The 14,034-nt window shown below is 62.3% G+C and carries 18 protein-coding genes; 2 read left to right on the top strand and 16 right to left on the bottom strand.

Translation table 11 applies throughout. From position 1 onward, the window contains the following. The 10 genes from BLR51_RS28070 to BLR51_RS25805 form a co-directional block, all read right to left on the bottom strand. On the bottom strand, positions 1 to 213 hold a 213-nt coding region (locus tag BLR51_RS28070; RefSeq protein WP_207543702.1), incomplete at its 3' end, for a hypothetical protein. Between the two features lie 57 nt (positions 214 to 270). Next, positions 271 to 804, bottom strand: coding sequence for a flagellar basal body-associated FliL family protein (locus BLR51_RS25845; RefSeq protein ID WP_089852374.1), 534 nt, complete (start codon positions 802 to 804; stop codon positions 271 to 273). A gap of 10 nt (positions 805 to 814) precedes the next feature. Next, positions 815 to 1,543 (bottom strand): flagellar basal body L-ring protein FlgH, encoded by a 729-nt coding sequence (gene flgH / locus BLR51_RS25840; RefSeq protein ID WP_089852372.1) that lies wholly within the window; start codon positions 1,541 to 1,543, stop codon positions 815 to 817. A 3-nt stretch (positions 1,544 to 1,546) separates the two neighbouring features. Continuing rightward, the gene (gene flgA / locus BLR51_RS25835; RefSeq protein ID WP_089852370.1) at positions 1,547 to 1,963 is read right to left on the bottom strand and encodes a flagellar basal body P-ring formation chaperone FlgA; all 417 of its coding nucleotides are present in this window, start codon (positions 1,961 to 1,963) and stop codon (positions 1,547 to 1,549) included. Then, the gene (flgG, locus tag BLR51_RS25830; RefSeq protein ID WP_089852368.1) at positions 1,960 to 2,745 is read right to left on the bottom strand and encodes a flagellar basal-body rod protein FlgG; all 786 of its coding nucleotides are present in this window, start codon (positions 2,743 to 2,745) and stop codon (positions 1,960 to 1,962) included. The genes flgA and flgG overlap by 4 nt, the downstream gene beginning before the upstream one ends. 12 nt (positions 2,746 to 2,757) lie before the next feature. Further along, a complete protein-coding gene (locus BLR51_RS25825; RefSeq protein ID WP_089852366.1) occupies positions 2,758 to 3,468 on the bottom strand; it encodes a flagellar hook-basal body complex protein in 711 nt (236 codons plus the stop codon). Position 3,469: 1 nt separating this feature from the next. Further along, entirely contained in the window at positions 3,470 to 3,739 is a 270-nt protein-coding gene (locus BLR51_RS25820; protein ID WP_089852364.1) for a flagellar biosynthetic protein FliQ, read from the bottom strand. A gap of 3 nt (positions 3,740 to 3,742) precedes the next feature. Beyond that, entirely contained in the window at positions 3,743 to 4,039 is a 297-nt protein-coding gene (gene fliE / locus BLR51_RS25815; protein ID WP_089852362.1) for a flagellar hook-basal body complex protein FliE, read from the bottom strand. 21 nt (positions 4,040 to 4,060) lie between these two features. Continuing rightward, positions 4,061 to 4,453, bottom strand: a complete 393-nt coding sequence (flgC, locus tag BLR51_RS25810; RefSeq protein ID WP_089852360.1) for a flagellar basal body rod protein FlgC — start codon at positions 4,451 to 4,453, stop codon at positions 4,061 to 4,063. 14 nt (positions 4,454 to 4,467) lie between these two features. Beyond that, on the bottom strand, positions 4,468 to 4,845 hold the full coding sequence (locus BLR51_RS25805) for a FlgB family protein (RefSeq protein ID WP_207543701.1): 378 nt from the start codon (positions 4,843 to 4,845) through the stop codon (positions 4,468 to 4,470). 85 nt (positions 4,846 to 4,930) lie between these two features. Here BLR51_RS25805 and BLR51_RS25800 point away from each other — a divergent pair, with 85 nt between their 5' ends. Next, positions 4,931 to 6,316 carry a FliI/YscN family ATPase gene (locus BLR51_RS25800; protein WP_089852356.1) on the top strand — a complete coding sequence of 462 codons (1,386 nt, stop codon included), beginning with the start codon at positions 4,931 to 4,933 and terminating at the stop codon, positions 6,314 to 6,316. 55 nt (positions 6,317 to 6,371) lie between these two features. Here the strand turns inward: BLR51_RS25800 and BLR51_RS25795 are convergent, their stop codons facing one another. From BLR51_RS25795 to BLR51_RS25770, 6 genes are all read right to left on the bottom strand, one after another. Further along, positions 6,372 to 8,576 (bottom strand): NADP-dependent isocitrate dehydrogenase, encoded by a 2,205-nt coding sequence (locus BLR51_RS25795; RefSeq protein ID WP_089852355.1) that lies wholly within the window; start codon positions 8,574 to 8,576, stop codon positions 6,372 to 6,374. A 300-nt stretch (positions 8,577 to 8,876) separates the two neighbouring features. Beyond that, complete coding sequence (flbT, locus tag BLR51_RS25790) at positions 8,877 to 9,281, bottom strand: flagellar biosynthesis repressor FlbT (RefSeq protein WP_089852353.1); 405 nt, start codon at positions 9,279 to 9,281, stop codon at positions 8,877 to 8,879. After that, a complete protein-coding gene (flaF, locus tag BLR51_RS25785) occupies positions 9,278 to 9,655 on the bottom strand; it encodes a flagellar biosynthesis regulator FlaF (RefSeq protein WP_089852350.1) in 378 nt (125 codons plus the stop codon). The genes flbT and flaF overlap by 4 nt, the downstream gene beginning before the upstream one ends. Positions 9,656 to 9,738: 83 nt before the next feature. Further along, a complete protein-coding gene (locus BLR51_RS25780; protein WP_089852348.1) occupies positions 9,739 to 11,070 on the bottom strand; it encodes a flagellin N-terminal helical domain-containing protein in 1,332 nt (443 codons plus the stop codon). 204 nt (positions 11,071 to 11,274) lie between these two features. Next, the gene (locus BLR51_RS25775; protein ID WP_089852346.1) at positions 11,275 to 11,637 is read right to left on the bottom strand and encodes a hypothetical protein; all 363 of its coding nucleotides are present in this window, start codon (positions 11,635 to 11,637) and stop codon (positions 11,275 to 11,277) included. Continuing rightward, complete coding sequence (locus tag BLR51_RS25770) at positions 11,630 to 11,878, bottom strand: rod-binding protein (protein WP_089852376.1); 249 nt, start codon at positions 11,876 to 11,878, stop codon at positions 11,630 to 11,632. The genes BLR51_RS25775 and BLR51_RS25770 overlap by 8 nt, the downstream gene beginning before the upstream one ends. A gap of 1,866 nt (positions 11,879 to 13,744) precedes the next feature. Here BLR51_RS25770 and BLR51_RS25765 point away from each other — a divergent pair. Beyond that, on the top strand, positions 13,745 to 14,034 hold a 290-nt coding region (locus tag BLR51_RS25765; RefSeq protein ID WP_131821866.1), incomplete at its 3' end, for a transposase.

The following is a 14,034-nucleotide window of genomic DNA, read 5'->3' as shown; positions in this document are numbered from 1 at the left end:
GACATAAGATTTCGTGCCAAGCTGGTCTCCATCGTAGACACCAGCTTGAATCATGCCTGTAGCACGATGTGAATCCCTTTTGTCAACACGGCCTAACTCGGGCACGGTGCGTTCACCCTGCGAAATTTCCAGCGCCTCGCGGGACGGGGTTTTGCACCGGAATTCTTCATCAATTAGGTCTTTATTTCCTCGTCCTGGAAGGCCAGCAAACATCAATAATAGCTTTTCTCTCTGACTTATTGCCGGGTGTAGCTCAGAGTTTCAGCTGTCTCAGCTGTCCTGCCTTGCGATGTCAGTCACCAGAACGTCGATGACACGGGGGCCGAGGGCGTTTCGGGCGGATTCGAACAGGATGCGGCGCAGCACATCCATTCGGTGCGCTTCGGTGAAATTTCCGTCGAAGCCGCCGATATTGGCGTGATCAAATAGGGCGCGCAGGAATGCGTCCCGCAGCTTTGGCTCCTGCGCATAGATCACCTCGGTGCTGCCCGCCGTCGCCTCGATGCTGATGGTAAGCACCACCAGCGCGGATACCCGCTGCTGCCCGACGACGGGGATGATGAACTGATTGCTGAGCTTTACAAATTCGCTGGTCGTCCCTTCCGCCGCATGACCGTCTTCGGCATGGGCGTCCTCTTTGGCGGGCGGGGCAGCGTGACTGTCTTCAGCGTGACCTTCCTCGCCTGTGGCGGGTTCGACTTCTGTAGCCTCCTCCATGGGAGGTGCGGGGGCCAGCATCAGACCGGCGCCAATTCCGGCCCCTGTTCCGAAGAGCGCAAGAAGGACGGGCAGCAGTTTTTTCATGTGCTGACCCTCAGAACGGCAGGATCACGTCAAGCACCTGCTGCCCGTAGCGCGGTTGCTGGACATCCGTGATCTGCCCACGTCCGCCATAGGACACGCGGGCGGAGGCGATCTTGTCATAGGTGATTTCATTCTGCCGGGAGATGTCCTCGGCACGGACATAGCCGCTGACCAGAAGCTCGCGCAGTTCGAAATTCACCCGCACCTCCTGAGACCCTTCGATGGCCAGAACGCCATTCGGCAGGACGCTGGTGATGGTGGCCGCCACCCGCAGGGTCAGTTTTTCGTTGCGCCGGACGGTGCCATTGCCGTTGGCGCTGCTCTGACCGCTGACATCCACGGCCTCGGACAGCGAGGCTCCGTCGGGCAGTTTCGGGTCATGTCGCTGCGGGACGCCAAAAAGCTGTGGAAGCCCCATGGTCTGCGAGCCGGACCGGGATCGCGCGGTGCTGTTGGACATCTCTGCCTCCTCATCGATTTCGATGACCACAGTCAGAATGTCGCCCGCCTTCACCGCCCGCCGGTCCCCCAGCAGGGAGCTGCGCTTGCCACTCCACAAGGAGGCATTGTCGGACAGCCGGTCGGGCAAGGTCAGGTCGGGCTCCGCGGCATAGGCCATGGCGGCATGTTCCGGGCCGGACGCCTTGGGGGTGAAGCTTGGCGGCTTGCCAAGGTGATCCAGACTGCTGCAGCCGCTGGCGGCAAAGAGCCCGATCAGAACAAGGGAAAAACGGGTCATGACTCACTCACCGGCAACATTGATGGCCCCGTCCGGCGTGATGGTGCCGGTCAGGACAGTGCGGGACGACAGGTTCATCACGCGGACCCGGTCGCCCGCCCCGCCGCGGGCCAGCGCGCGCCCTTCGGTGACGATGAAGAGCCCGTTGCGGGAAAACACGAGTTCGACGATCTGGTTGCGGTCCACAAGGGCGGGCGGACCAAACGCGTCCAGCCGCAGGGCCTGTCCGGGATAGACGGTCACCCGCGCTTCGAGCCCGATCACCTCTTCGAAGCGCGTCGCGATGCCGGGGACGGTGCCGGGATCAAGCCGCAGCGCATCGGGGTCCACGATCTCCTGCGCGCGGATGGTGCGGGTGGCGACCACCGTATCGGCGGCGGCGCCGGTGGCGGCCAGCAGAAGCAGCAGGCGCAGCATCATCGCACCTGCACGGTGGCGCCGAGCATCTGGTCGGCGGCGGAAATCACTTTGGAATTCAGCTCGTAGCCGCGCTGCGCCTCGATGAGTTCGGTGATTTCATAGACCGGATCAACCGAGCTTTCCTCCAGATAGCCCTGCCGCAGCGTTCCGAGCCCCTCCTGCCCGGGGGTGGTCTGCAGCGGCGCGCCAGAGGCTTCGGTTTCGGTGAAGAGGTTGCTGCCAATGGCCTCAAGTCCCTTGGGGTTGGTGAACCCGACCAGCGTGAACTGCCCCAGCAGCTGCGCCTCCACGGTTTCGGAGAAATAGGCGTAGACTTCGCCTTCTGCGTTGATCGTGACGCTCTGCGCATCTTCCGGAATGACGATTTCGGGCGACACAGGCAGCCCATCAGAGGTGACGATCATGCCTTCGCCGTTGCGTTTCAGCCCACCATCCCGGGTATAGGCCGCCTCGCCGGAGGGCAGCGTCACCTCCAGATAGCCGCGGCCTTCGATGGCGACATCCAGATCGCCATTGGTCGCGGAAAGACCGCCCTGGGCGAGGTTAACCGACACGGCAGCGGGTCGCACCCCCAGCCCCAGCTGCACACCGGTGGGCAGGACAGTGCCATCGGAGGCGCTGATGGTGCCCGCCCGCGCCACCTGCTGATAGTGCAGATCGGCAAATTCGGCACGGCGGGCGTTATAGCCGGTCGTGCTCATGTTCGAGAGGTTGTGCGAGATCACTTCGACCCGCATCTGCTGGGCGCTCATGCCCGTGGCGGCGATCTTGAGGGCGCGCATGGTGGCTGGTCCTTATCTGATGAAGGCCTTGATGGCGGTTCGGATGCGGTCGTCTTCGCGTTCCAGAAAGCTCTGGCCCATTTCATAGGCGCGCTGGACTTCGATCATGCGGGAGATCTGCAGGATCGGATCGGTGTTGGAGCTTTCCAGAAACCCCTGCATGACCTTGGGGGCCTCCACCGGCTCCACCCCTTCGGCGGCGGCAAACAGCACCCCGCCTTCGCGGGTGAGCCCGCGCAGGTTTACGGGCTGGACCACGCCGATCTGGCCGATGGGACGGCCCGCGCTGCTGAGCGTGCCATCCTGTGCGATGGCCAGATCGCTGGCGTCGGGCGGCACGAACAGCGGCGCACCGCCCGCGTCCAGCACCGGGAAGCCATCGGGGGTCACCAGATCTCCGGCATTGCTGAGCGCAAACGCCCCCGCCCGGGTCAGCCTTTCCCCCTGCGGGGTCTGCACCATGAAGAACCCGTCGCCTTCGAGGGCCAGATCCAGCTGCCCCCCGGTGCGGGTCAGGGTGCCTTGGGCAAAAGAGGTGTTGCGCACATGCGCGGCACTCATCGAGACGGAGCCTTCGCGGGTGTCGCGGACATATTCCGAAAAGATGATGCCCTGCTGGCGATAGCCCGTGGTGGCGGCGTTGGCGACGTTGTTGGCGATCATCTGCATTTCGCGCAGCAGGCCCTGCTGCCGCGACAGCGTGGTGTAGCCCGTGGTTTCCATCTCAGCCTCCGGCAATCATCGGCAGGATCCGGCCCTGAAAGAAGCCGATCAGCGTGTCGGTCATGAAGCTCATGGAGATCCAGAACACCGCGACGATGGCCATGAGCTTCGGCACGAAGGTCAGCGTCATCTCCTGAATCGAGGTGAGGGCCTGAAAAAGACCGATCCCGATTCCGGCCACAAGCGCTGCGCTGAGGATCGGCACCGAGGTGACGGTGGCCACCCACAGCGCCTGCCGCAGCGTGTCGTAAAAGACGGTCTCGTTCAGCATGGTCTAGACCGGCATCCGCAGGATTTCCTGATAGGCCTCGACGACCTTGTTGCGCAGCGTGACCACGGTTTCGACCGCCAGTTCGGACTGTGCCAGCGCCTGCACCAGCGCATGGGGGTCGGCATCGCCGGTCATCGCCGTGCTGGCGTTGGTCTCTGCCTGCAGAAGGGTTTGTTGGAACTCCTCTGCCGCAGCGGCAAAGGTTTCCTTCACGGTGCCGGTGCCGGTGCCGGGCTGCGGTGTCATGGCGGGCAGGGTGGCCGCGTATCGCTGCGCGGCATAAAGCGATCGGATGTCCATTCTGGATACCTTTTCAGTGGGTTAACGACGCAGAAGATCCATGAGGCTGGAGGACATCTGCCGGGTCTGTTCGAACATCTTGAGGTTGGCCTCGTAGCTGCGCTGCGCCTCGCGCGCGTCGGCAAGCTCCACGATCAGGTCGACATTGGACCCGTCATAAGTGCCCGCCTCATTCGCCAGAGGGTGGCCGGGGTCATAAACCTTTTCCAGATCGCTGCGGTCAAAGCCGATCCGTCCCGGTTCCACCCGGGCCAGCCCGCCGGGACCGGAGCGATCCAGATCGAAGGGGATGGTCTTGCGGTGATAGCCCGGCGTGTCGACATTCGCGATGTTTTCGGACAGCACGCGCAGCCGTTCAGACTGCGCCCGCAATCCGCTTGCGGTTACCGACAGGGCTTCGGAAAAAGCGCTCATGGCAGGTCTCCGGATCAGCGGCCAAGGCTGGCGCGCAGCAGGTTGAGGTTGGACCGATAGATGGCCAGCGCCCGGTCATGGGACCGCATCGCCTCTGTCGCGGTGACCAGTTCAAGTTCGATGGAGACGGTGTTTCCGTTAGGATCCTCCGCCTCCCGCCGGGTTTCGGGGTCGGCGGTACCAAGCGCGGAAACGCCGTGCAGGTGGCTGTCGCGCGTGGCGCGCATGCCGGACCCCTCCGTGCGGAGTGTGCTGGCGAAATCCGGAATCTCCAGCGCGCGATAGTCGGGTGTATCGGCATTGGCGATATTCTGGGCGCTGAGCGCCTGCTGCGTACCCGCATGTCGGGCCATGGCGATGGCCGTCCTGAACACGTCCAGTGATTGGAACATCGGGGCTTCTCCCTCGATTGGCTTCAATCAAGGCTTAACGGAGATTCCTTTAGAAATGGTTTGAGCCAGATGAAGGGACCGTCCGATGGAACATAGTGAGCTTGCCGGCCTGCGCAGCCGGATCGCGCAGGTGCAGCCCGTGCGCGCCGTGGGGCGGGTGCGGTCAGTGGATGGCACAGTGATCTGGATCAGGGGGCTTGCGCATGTGGCCTGCATCGGCGACCGGATGCGGCTCTACCGCGCCTCTGGTCCGCTGGATGGCGAGGTGCTGCGCATCCGAGAGGATCTGGTGGCGATGCTGCCGGATGAAGGCTCCGAAGGTGTGTCGCAGGGGGATCGCGTGGCGGTGCTTGGCGCGCCGACGCTGGCGCCTGCGGATGGCTGGATCGGGCGCGTGCTCGACCCTTATGGCAAGCCGCTCGACGGGGGCGCGCTTGGAGCCGGGCCGCGGCGACGGCCTTTCCGCGCCAGCCCGCCTCCCGCTGCGCAGCGTCGCGGGCTGGGGCCGCGGCTTCCGACGGGGCTTGCCGTCTTCGACACGCTGCTACCCATCGTGCAAGGTCAGCGGATCGGCCTGTTTTCAGGATCGGGCGTGGGCAAGTCGCGGCTGCTTGCCGCCTTGGCGCAAGGTCTGGCCGCAGATGTGGTCGTTCTGGCGCTGGTGGGGGAACGCGGTCGCGAAGTGCATGATTTTGTTCACAATGTTCTGGGACCAGAAGGCATGGTGCGCAGTGTGGTCGTGGCCGCCACCTCGGACCGGTCGCCGCTGGAGCGGCGGCGCTGCCCGCTGGCGGCGATGACCATCGCAGAGCATTTTCGCGATCAAGGGCTGCATGTGCTGTATCTGGCCGATTCCGTCACACGCTTTGCCGAAGCGCATCGCGAGGTGGCCACTGCGGCAGGCGAGCTGCCCGCGCTGCGCGGCTTTCCCCCCTCGACCGCCCATCAGATCATGCGGTTGGCGGAACGCGCCGGGCCGGGCGTTCCGGGGCAGGGCGACATCACGGCGGTGTTTTCGGTGCTGGTGGCTGGTTCCGATATGGAAGAGCCAATCGCGGATATTCTGCGCGGCGTGCTGGACGGGCATGTGGTGCTGAGCCGCGAGATTGCGGAACGTGGCCGTTTTCCTGCCGTGGACGCGCTGCGTTCGGTGTCGCGCAGCCTGCCGGAAGCCGCCACGCCAGAGGAAAACGAGCTGATTCTGAAGGCGCGGCAGTTGCTGGGATCCTATGCGCGGTCGGAAACCATGATCCGTGCCGGGCTTTATCGTGAAGGAGAGGATCCGATTCTCGATCAGGCCATCCGGATCTGGCCGGATCTGGACGGGTTTCTGGCCGAAGCCTCGCCGCATGGGGTGGAGGCGGCGTTTTCCCGTCTCACGCTGCTGCTGCGCCGGTCGGGCGTGGCAGGGCCAACGCGACCACCGGCGCGCGGCGGTGCCGGACGGGGCGCCGTGCGTGGGGTCGGCTGACAAAAAACCCGCCGGACCGAATCCAGCGGGGTAGAAAGTTCTCAAGGTCAGAGGCTTAGCCGATGATCGCGTTCAGCGTGGCCGAGGGGCGCATCACCGCTGTCACCTTCTCCGGATCGGCTCGGTAGTAACCACCCAGCTCGGCGGGTTTGCCCTGCGCTGCGGCCAGTTCCGACAGGATTGCCTCTTCGCCTTCGGCCAGTGCCTTGGCCAACGGGGCAAAATGTTCGGCGAGCGCGGTGTCGCTGTCCTGAGCCGCCAGAGCCTCTGCCCAGTAGCGCGCAAACCAGTAATGGCTGTCGCGGTTGTCCGGCTCGCCGACCTTGCGCGACGGCGACCGGTCATGGTCGAGGATGCCCTGCGTGGCGACATCTACCGCCTCGCCCAGCACCCGGGCCTTGGCATTGTTCCGCTGGTCCGCGAGGAACTTGAACGATTCGCCAAGCGCGCAGAACTCCCCCAGGCTGTCCCAGCGCAGGTGGTTTTCTTCCACCAGCTGTTGCACATGCTTAGGCGCAGAGCCGCCGGCGCCAGTTTCGAACAGCCCGCCGCCCTGCATGAGCTTGACGATGGACAGCATCTTGGCCGAGGTCGCCAGTTCCAGAATCGGGAACAGGTCGGTGAGATAGTCGCGCAGCACGTTGCCGGTGATGGCGATGGTGTTTTCGCCTTTGGTGATCGTTTCGAGGCTGGCGCGCGTGGCGTCACGCGGCGACATGATCTCGAACTTGTCGGCGACACCCTTCGCCTCGAGGATCGGTTTCACATAGGCGATCAGTTCGGCATCATGGGCGCGGCTGGAATCCAGCCAGAAAATCGCGCGGCAACCTTCAGCCTTCTGCCGGTCAATCGCAAGGTTCACCCAATCCTCGATCGGCGCCTTGCGGGCCGAGGCAGAGCGCCAGATATCGCCCGCTTTCACCTCATGGCTGTGCAGCACGCTGCCATCCTCGAGGATCATCTTGACGGTGCCATCTTCCGGAATCTCGAAAGTGGTCGGATGGCTGCCATATTCCTCAGCTTTCTGCGCCATCAGCCCGATATTCTGCACCGTGCCTGCCGTCGCCGGGTCGAGCTTGCCGTGTTCTTTGAAGAAACGGATCGTCTCGTCATACACCGGCGCATAGGAACTGTCGGGAATCACGCAGGCCGTGTCGTGTTCTTTGCCATCCGGGCCCCAGCCTTTGCCGCCCGCACGGATCAGCGCGGGCATGGAGGCGTCGATGATCACGTCCGAAGGCACATGAAGGTTGGTGATGCCGCGGTCGGAATTCACCATATACATGGGGGGGCGTTCGCTGCGCACGGCTTCGATGGCGGCCATGATTTCGGGCTGGTCTTTCACCCGGTCCAGAAGGTCGCCCATCCCCGAGTTGGGATTGACGCCGAGACCGGCCAGAGTCTCGCCAAACTTTTCGAAGACCGGCGCGAGCCAGGTCCGCACGGCGTGGCCGAAGATGATCGGGTCTGACACCTTCATCATCGTGGCCTTCATGTGCAGCGAGAACAGGGTGCCTTCGGCCTTCGTTGCTGCGATTTCTTCTTCAAGAAAGCGGTCCAGCGCAGCGGCGCTCATGAAGGTCGCGTCGACCACGGTGCCCGCAGGGTAGCTTACGGCCTCCTTCAGGACGGTTTCGCCCTTGGCCGTCTCCAGCACGATCTTTGCCGTGGCGGCGTGGTCCAGCGTGGCAGAGGCTTCGTTTGCGAAGAAATCACCGCCCTTCATCGTGGCGACACGGGTCTTGCTCTCTGCGGTCCAGTCCCCCATGCGGTGCGGGTTGGCCTGGGCGTATTTCTTGACGGCGATAGCGGCGCGACGGTCGGAATTGCCCTCCCGCAGGACCGGGTTCACGGCGGAACCCTTGATCGCGTCATATTTCGCCCGCGCGGCTTTTTCGGCGTCGGTGGCGGGGGCTTCCGGATAGTCCGGCAAGGCGTAGCCCTTTGCCTGCAGTTCACGGATTGCCGCCACCATCTGCGGGACCGATGCCGAGATGTTGGGCAGCTTGATCACGTTGGCCTCGGGCGTCTTCACCCAATCGCCAAGCCAGGCCAGATCGTCGGACGGACGCTGCGCCTCGGGGAGAGTGTCTGCGAAGGCGGCAAGGATACGTCCGGCGAGAGAAATATCACGCGTGCCCACAGTGACACCGGCGGCAGCGGCAAAGCTGCGGATGATGGGAAGCAGCGAGGCCGATGCCAGCTCGGGCGCTTCGTCTACCGTGGTATACACAATATCGGGAGTTGCGTTTTCAGCCATGAGAGTCAGAGCCTTTCCATGTCGGTGAGTCCCGCAGGGCTTAGCCGAGGCACGCGCGAAGATCCACAGTGCTGTCCCGCTGACCGTCGCAAACATGATCCGCAAGTGACATGAGAAGTCTGGCACTACTGGCCATGAACCCAAGTGGAAAGACCAAGCGAGAGGTGCCGACATTTGACACGGCGCTTGCTCTTGCCTCGATTTCTAGAGGGCTGCCGCAAGAGCGACGCTGTGCTGGCAAGAAAACTATTGGAAAGCCAAAGTTCGTGGCCTCATGCATAAAGCCAAGACTGTGACCTGCTAAGACCGTCCAGCGGCGAGCAGCCTGTCCTCTCGGGGGATCAAAGCGCGCAAAGCCTTGAGGCAGTGATAGAATTGCCCGTCCAGAACGGCGTCTGTAGCGCTTGTGAGGAGTTTCCTGCTGTCCGCATCGGTAAGGATGCGGCTTAGCTCTTCGATATTGCGGAGGAGCTGTTGCCGCATGTCCAAGGCTTGGGCATCGCCGGTAAGAACCAGCTGGGTAGCATAGCACATCCGCCGTACGGGCGTCTGCGCCTCGTCGGGATGAATCGCGTCCCGCAGGCGCAAGATATGTGCATTCGGTGTGATGATGGATAGGCGGCTGCGCCGATCGCCATTTTCGATGACAGCACCGTTTATAAGCACGCGCTCCTTCGGGCCGAGCTTGAGAACCAGCCCGCTCATCGCTGCGCACTCCGCCCGCCAAGACCGCGCAGGATGGCCGCATTGACTTCAAGGAGGGGAGCAAGGCGCGCTTTCTTGGCGAGAACTTTTGCCGAGTGGATCTGGACAAACTCGGCAAGGTAGAAAATTTGAGCACGCAGTTCTGGCGGAAGACGGTTGGCGGGGTCGGCTACATCGACCGCGAGCGCCGTCCATAGCCGCCGGTTGTCGTAAAGCGCTTCCACGAGACGGGGATAAGCCATCGGACCTGCTTCGGCGGCGGCTTTTATCCGGTGCGTTACGCGGGCAATCATCTCGTATTCGATCGAACGGTCTGTGCGTGTGCTGGTGGTATTTTGAGCATAGGCGCGCTGCGCCAGGATTTGGGCGTTCACGGCAGAACCTTCTGACTCTGGAGAAAGAGCTATGGTGTTCAAAGGCGTCGGAGGCTGGAATATCCAGCCTCCGAAACTTCAGATTACCGGAACAGGGACAGGAGAGACTGCGGGGCCTGGTTCGCGATGGACAGCGCCTGAACACCCAGCTGCTGCTGCACCTGAAGCGCCTGCAGTCGGGCCGAAGCTTCTTCCATATCTGCATCAACCAAGGTGCCGATCCCGGACTTCAGGGCATCGGTCAGGCCTGTGATGAAATCAGCCTGAGTCTCGATCCGGCCCTGCACGGAGCCGAACGCAGAAGCAGAGTCGATGGCAGTTTGGATCAGGGCCTCGATCTCGACGATCGCGCTGTCCACTCCAGTCTGCGTGGTCACATCGATTTCGCTCAGCTTTTCGAGCCGCCCACCGATCGTGGTGTCGGTTGTGGCCGTGCTGGCAAACTGCACGGAAATGGCGCCGGCGCCTTGGCTGGTGTTGGGACCAGTGATGTCGATCTGGTTTGCGTTGGTGCTGTTCACGCTTGCCGAAATGCCGGCCGCCACGGCAGTGGAGTCGCCATTGATGTAGCTGTTGAACGCGCTGACCAGCCCCTCAGCCACGTCGGCTTCGGTATCGCCATCGCGAGCAACGTAGATGATCTCCTGATTGCCTGCGGTGGTGGTGGTGTTCAGCCCGGTGAAGACACCTGCGCCAGCGCTGATGGTGATGGTGAAGCCCGTGCCTGCGGCAATGGCAGCGGTTCCGGCACCAGCGGTCTGTCCAACCACGGCGTTGGTGGTCGGCGCGGTGGCGGCAGCGGTGAGTGCCACGGCGGCCGTGTTCGCCGCGCCACTGAGCGCGTCGGAGGCGGCCGCAGTATAACCGGCGGCGGCAACGTTAATGGAGCTTGCGCCCGTCCCAAGGTCCTGCTTGGCGACGTTGATGTCGCTTGCGACAACACCGGTGCCAGACCGGTCAAGCGATGCCAGCACGTTGATGCTGCCAGTGCCAGCAGTCTTTTCGGTGTTCGAGATGAGATTCAGGCCGTTGAACTGTGCTGCTCCCACAACGGCCGAAATCTGGCCGCGCAGGGCGTCGATGTCGGTCTGGATCTTGGCACGATCAACGTTCTCTTCCTGAGCAGCGACGATCTTGCCCTTCACCTCGGTCAGAAGATCGGTCACGGTCTCCGAAGCCTGCCGGGCCACGGCCACTGTGGACTGACCAAGGTTGAGGCTGTCGGAAATGCCTTTGAAGCCCTTCACGTCGGCTTCCATGACCTTGGAAATGGCCCAGACAGCGGCGTTGTCCTTGGCGGTTGCCACAGTCTTGCCGGTAGAGATTTCGCTCTGGGTCGTTGCCAGGTTGGAGTTGATCGACTTCAGGGTCTGCAGCGCGACCATGGCGCCATTGTTCGTCAGAATGCTAGACATGGAGGTTCGTCCTTTAGGTCATGGGGCGCTTTGCGCCGATGTTTATGGGTCACCAGTGCTGGTGAGGGCGTCTTTCTGACGAAGGCGGCCAAGGCTTTGCGCCTTCCGCATCATCCACCCGGATGTGAGCACACCATGACGGCCAATCCCTAATGCTCGGCTAATCCCATTGCGGAAGGTTCTCCGCATTTTTCCGAAATTTCTCTAGACCCGGTGCTCCAGCCGCGTCTCTCCGGCATCGCCGATGGTTTCCCGGCGCCCCAGCGCGTCATAGACCTGCACCACTTTTCCCTGTTCTCTCAGGTGGGTGAGCCTGTCGGATACGACGCGGATTCCCGCGAGCGCATGATCGAAAAGCTCCTGATTGCGGCGCATTTTCAGCTGCAGCGGGGCGATCCGTTCGGCAGTCTCCGGGATTGTGTCGCGTAAGGCTTCGATCAGAAGGGACTTTTCACTCACAAGCTGAGCAATTTGATCCAGCCTTCCCTCCAGAAGCACTTGCCGTTCCCGATCGACCAGAGATTCCAGCCTGTCGAGGAGATCTTCGAGCTGAGATGTTTCAGACATCTGCGCGATCCTTCAGCGACTGGTAAATGGCGTCGGCGAGGCCAATTCCGCCCCGCTCGGCAAGGGCAGTCGCGTGCTCCTGACGAAGAAAAGAAGCAAATTGCGCCTCGCCCGCACCACCTCCGAAAGCGGACTGCGCCTTGTCCAGACCAGCGGCCCTGAGCATCTCGGACAGGTACGCTGCCTCCATCCGGCGTGCGGCTTGGCGAAGGGGGTCGGCGGGGTTGGGTGGGATCTTCATGACTGCCTCCAATTCGACTCATCTCAGACAAGTCAACTCGAAGTCGGTAAAGGATGGGTAAGGATGTTCTGTTTAAGTTCACAACAAAGACAGAAGGTCCAGATCAATGTTGCCACAACTCACTGCCATATTTGGGCGAATCGCGGTTCTTGTCGACAGGGTGGGAAAACCGGACGAGGGCGCTGATTTTCTTTCTGTTCTGCAGCAGTTTGATCGCGCTAGCGCCCCCTCGGCAGACCAGAGCGCCTCTGTATTTTTCGGCGTAGCCGAGGCGGGCCCTTCTCCCGAAGAAGGCGAGGTGGAGCCTATGGTGACGGTGAAAGACGCGCCAGATTCTGATGACTTCTCGCCTTTCGAAGAGGGGGAATCTGATTCCTTGCCCGAACCTCCAGATCTGAACCCGCTGCCCGCGCAGACGGAGGTTTCCGCGGCGCACCCTGTACAGCAGGAGGAGCCGGAAAAATCTTCGCGTGACGCCTTACCTCTGGCCGACGTGCCCCATGGCCTTCCGGCAGAAGAGCTTGACGCTCAGGACGGCGGTGAGCCGGAGAGGCAGTTGGTCTCGCGGGAAGCGGTGCCGGGGCGCCTCGGTCCGGGATCAGTCAAGGGGGAGCAAGAAGGGGCCCAAAGCCGGCAGGACAAGCGCAGTCTACTTCCGCTTGCGCGCAGCTTCAGTGAATCAAAAACCAGCACAAAGGTGCAATTCGGGGTAGTCGACCCGCAAACTCTACCCCTCCAGTCAAAAAGCCGCGCAGTAGATTCTCGCCCTTTCGTGGTGCCGGGCTTTCCCGGGCAGTCCCATGGGCCCTCCAAGGTCATGCAGCCCGGCGCAGTGCCGCAGCTCCCCGACCATTCGACCGGCCATGGCCAACCTGATGGCCCGCACATAGGTTCAGAGGGACCTGAGGTGCGACCCGAGCTACAAGCATTGCAGGCACTGCCCGCGCGAACTGCTCCGACCAAGGAGGTACCTGCGCAAGCGGGCAAGCAGGCCTCGACCCTGCCCTACGCCCTGAGTCCAAGGGATGTCCCGAAGGAAGCGCTTCGGAAGCCGCAGGTATCTGAGCCTCTTGATCCAGCGACCGACAGAGCGGCGCCTCAACTGGCACCGTCGCGCTTGCAACCTATTGATCTCCCTGACACACGCAGCTTAGGGGCGCCATTACAGGCGATTGCAGAAGTCGCTCGCGACGACGGCGAGGCAGTCGTTCCAAAGATGCGACGCGAGCCTGCTCGCGCCAGCGATCCCGGAACGGCCAACCAAGTGACGCTGCGCACATCGAGCCCGGCGTCGGTGGGAGCGGAGGAAGCGCTACAGCTCCGGAAGGTTCCTCCGGCAGACGCGCCCATGGGCCGGGTTCATCACCATAAACAGCCTTTAGACGTTCTCGTCAGAACAACGCCCGATCTTGCTTCGGCACAGAATTTTGTGCCTGAGCTTGAGACACCGCTCCAGCCCAAGCGGGCCATTGAGCCTGTCCAGAACTTGCTCCCCCAACGCGCGCCAACTCACTCCAGACCACGCAATTCCTTTGGTTTACTTGCTCCTGAGGTAAGGTCAGCCTCGTCCGCTATGGTCCCTTCGATAAAAGTTTCCGAAGGGGCCCTCGGAAGCAACTTTTCGTCGGACCCCGAAAATAACTTAAATCATAAGGTGGGGGAGATGCCATCCCTCAACCTATTGGGGAAGAATACGCATCAAGACTCCCATTCCGGCGTAACGCAGCCTGAGGCTGAAAGGGAAAAGGGAAGATTCCCTACCAGACTTCCAGAATTGTCTGAGCCTGAACGCCGCCTCCCCACTAGGCCGTGTTGACAAAAGGGATTCACATCGTGCTACAGGCATGATTCAAGCTGGTGTCTACGATGGAGACCAGCTTGGCACGAAATCTTATGTCGGACGAAGAATGGGCGTTCTTTGAACGGTTCATTCTGGCAGTCCGTGCGCCTAACGGGCGCAAACCGACCAATCACCGCCTTGTTCTTGATGGGATTTTCTGGATCGCCCGCACGGGAGCGCCGTGGCGCGATCTTCCCGAAGAGTTCGGTAAATGGTCCAGCGTCTACCGGCAGTTCCGGCGCTGGACACTGGCAGGGCTGTGGGAGGACATCATGGAAACCCTGAACCAGAGCGGGGCCGTGCCGGACGCCCTCCA

The sequence above is a fragment of the Salipiger marinus genome, from assembly GCF_900100085.1.
Classification (GTDB): domain Bacteria; phylum Pseudomonadota; class Alphaproteobacteria; order Rhodobacterales; family Rhodobacteraceae; genus Salipiger; species Salipiger marinus.
Note: the sequence above shows the minus strand (reverse complement) of the source record. Positions and strands in the feature narration are given on the sequence as shown.

Coding starts and splice junctions, on each gene's coding strand:
- BLR51_RS25805 (WP_207543701.1), bottom strand. CDS start 4,845: ATGTTCCAATCACTGGACGTGTTCAGGACGGCCATCGCCATGGCCCGA.
- BLR51_RS25780 (WP_089852348.1), bottom strand. CDS start 11,070: ATGTCTAGCATTCTGACGAACAATGGCGCCATGGTCGCGCTGCAGACC.
- flgC (WP_089852360.1), bottom strand. CDS start 4,453: ATGAGCGCTTTTTCCGAAGCCCTGTCGGTAACCGCAAGCGGATTGCGG.
- BLR51_RS25825 (WP_089852366.1), bottom strand. CDS start 3,468: ATGGAAACCACGGGCTACACCACGCTGTCGCGGCAGCAGGGCCTGCTG.
- flgH (WP_089852372.1), bottom strand. CDS start 1,543: ATGACCCGTTTTTCCCTTGTTCTGATCGGGCTCTTTGCCGCCAGCGGC.
- BLR51_RS25800 (WP_089852356.1), top strand. CDS start 4,931: ATGGAACATAGTGAGCTTGCCGGCCTGCGCAGCCGGATCGCGCAGGTG.
- fliE (WP_089852362.1), bottom strand. CDS start 4,039: ATGGACATCCGATCGCTTTATGCCGCGCAGCGATACGCGGCCACCCTG.
- flbT (WP_089852353.1), bottom strand. CDS start 9,281: ATGAGCGGGCTGGTTCTCAAGCTCGGCCCGAAGGAGCGCGTGCTTATA.
- BLR51_RS25820 (WP_089852364.1), bottom strand. CDS start 3,739: ATGCTGAACGAGACCGTCTTTTACGACACGCTGCGGCAGGCGCTGTGG.
- flgA (WP_089852370.1), bottom strand. CDS start 1,963: ATGATGCTGCGCCTGCTGCTTCTGCTGGCCGCCACCGGCGCCGCCGCC.
- BLR51_RS25845 (WP_089852374.1), bottom strand. CDS start 804: ATGAAAAAACTGCTGCCCGTCCTTCTTGCGCTCTTCGGAACAGGGGCC.
- BLR51_RS25770 (WP_089852376.1), bottom strand. CDS start 11,878: ATGAAGATCCCACCCAACCCCGCCGACCCCCTTCGCCAAGCCGCACGC.
- BLR51_RS25775 (WP_089852346.1), bottom strand. CDS start 11,637: ATGTCTGAAACATCTCAGCTCGAAGATCTCCTCGACAGGCTGGAATCT.
- BLR51_RS25795 (WP_089852355.1), bottom strand. CDS start 8,576: ATGGCTGAAAACGCAACTCCCGATATTGTGTATACCACGGTAGACGAA.
- flgG (WP_089852368.1), bottom strand. CDS start 2,745: ATGCGCGCCCTCAAGATCGCCGCCACGGGCATGAGCGCCCAGCAGATG.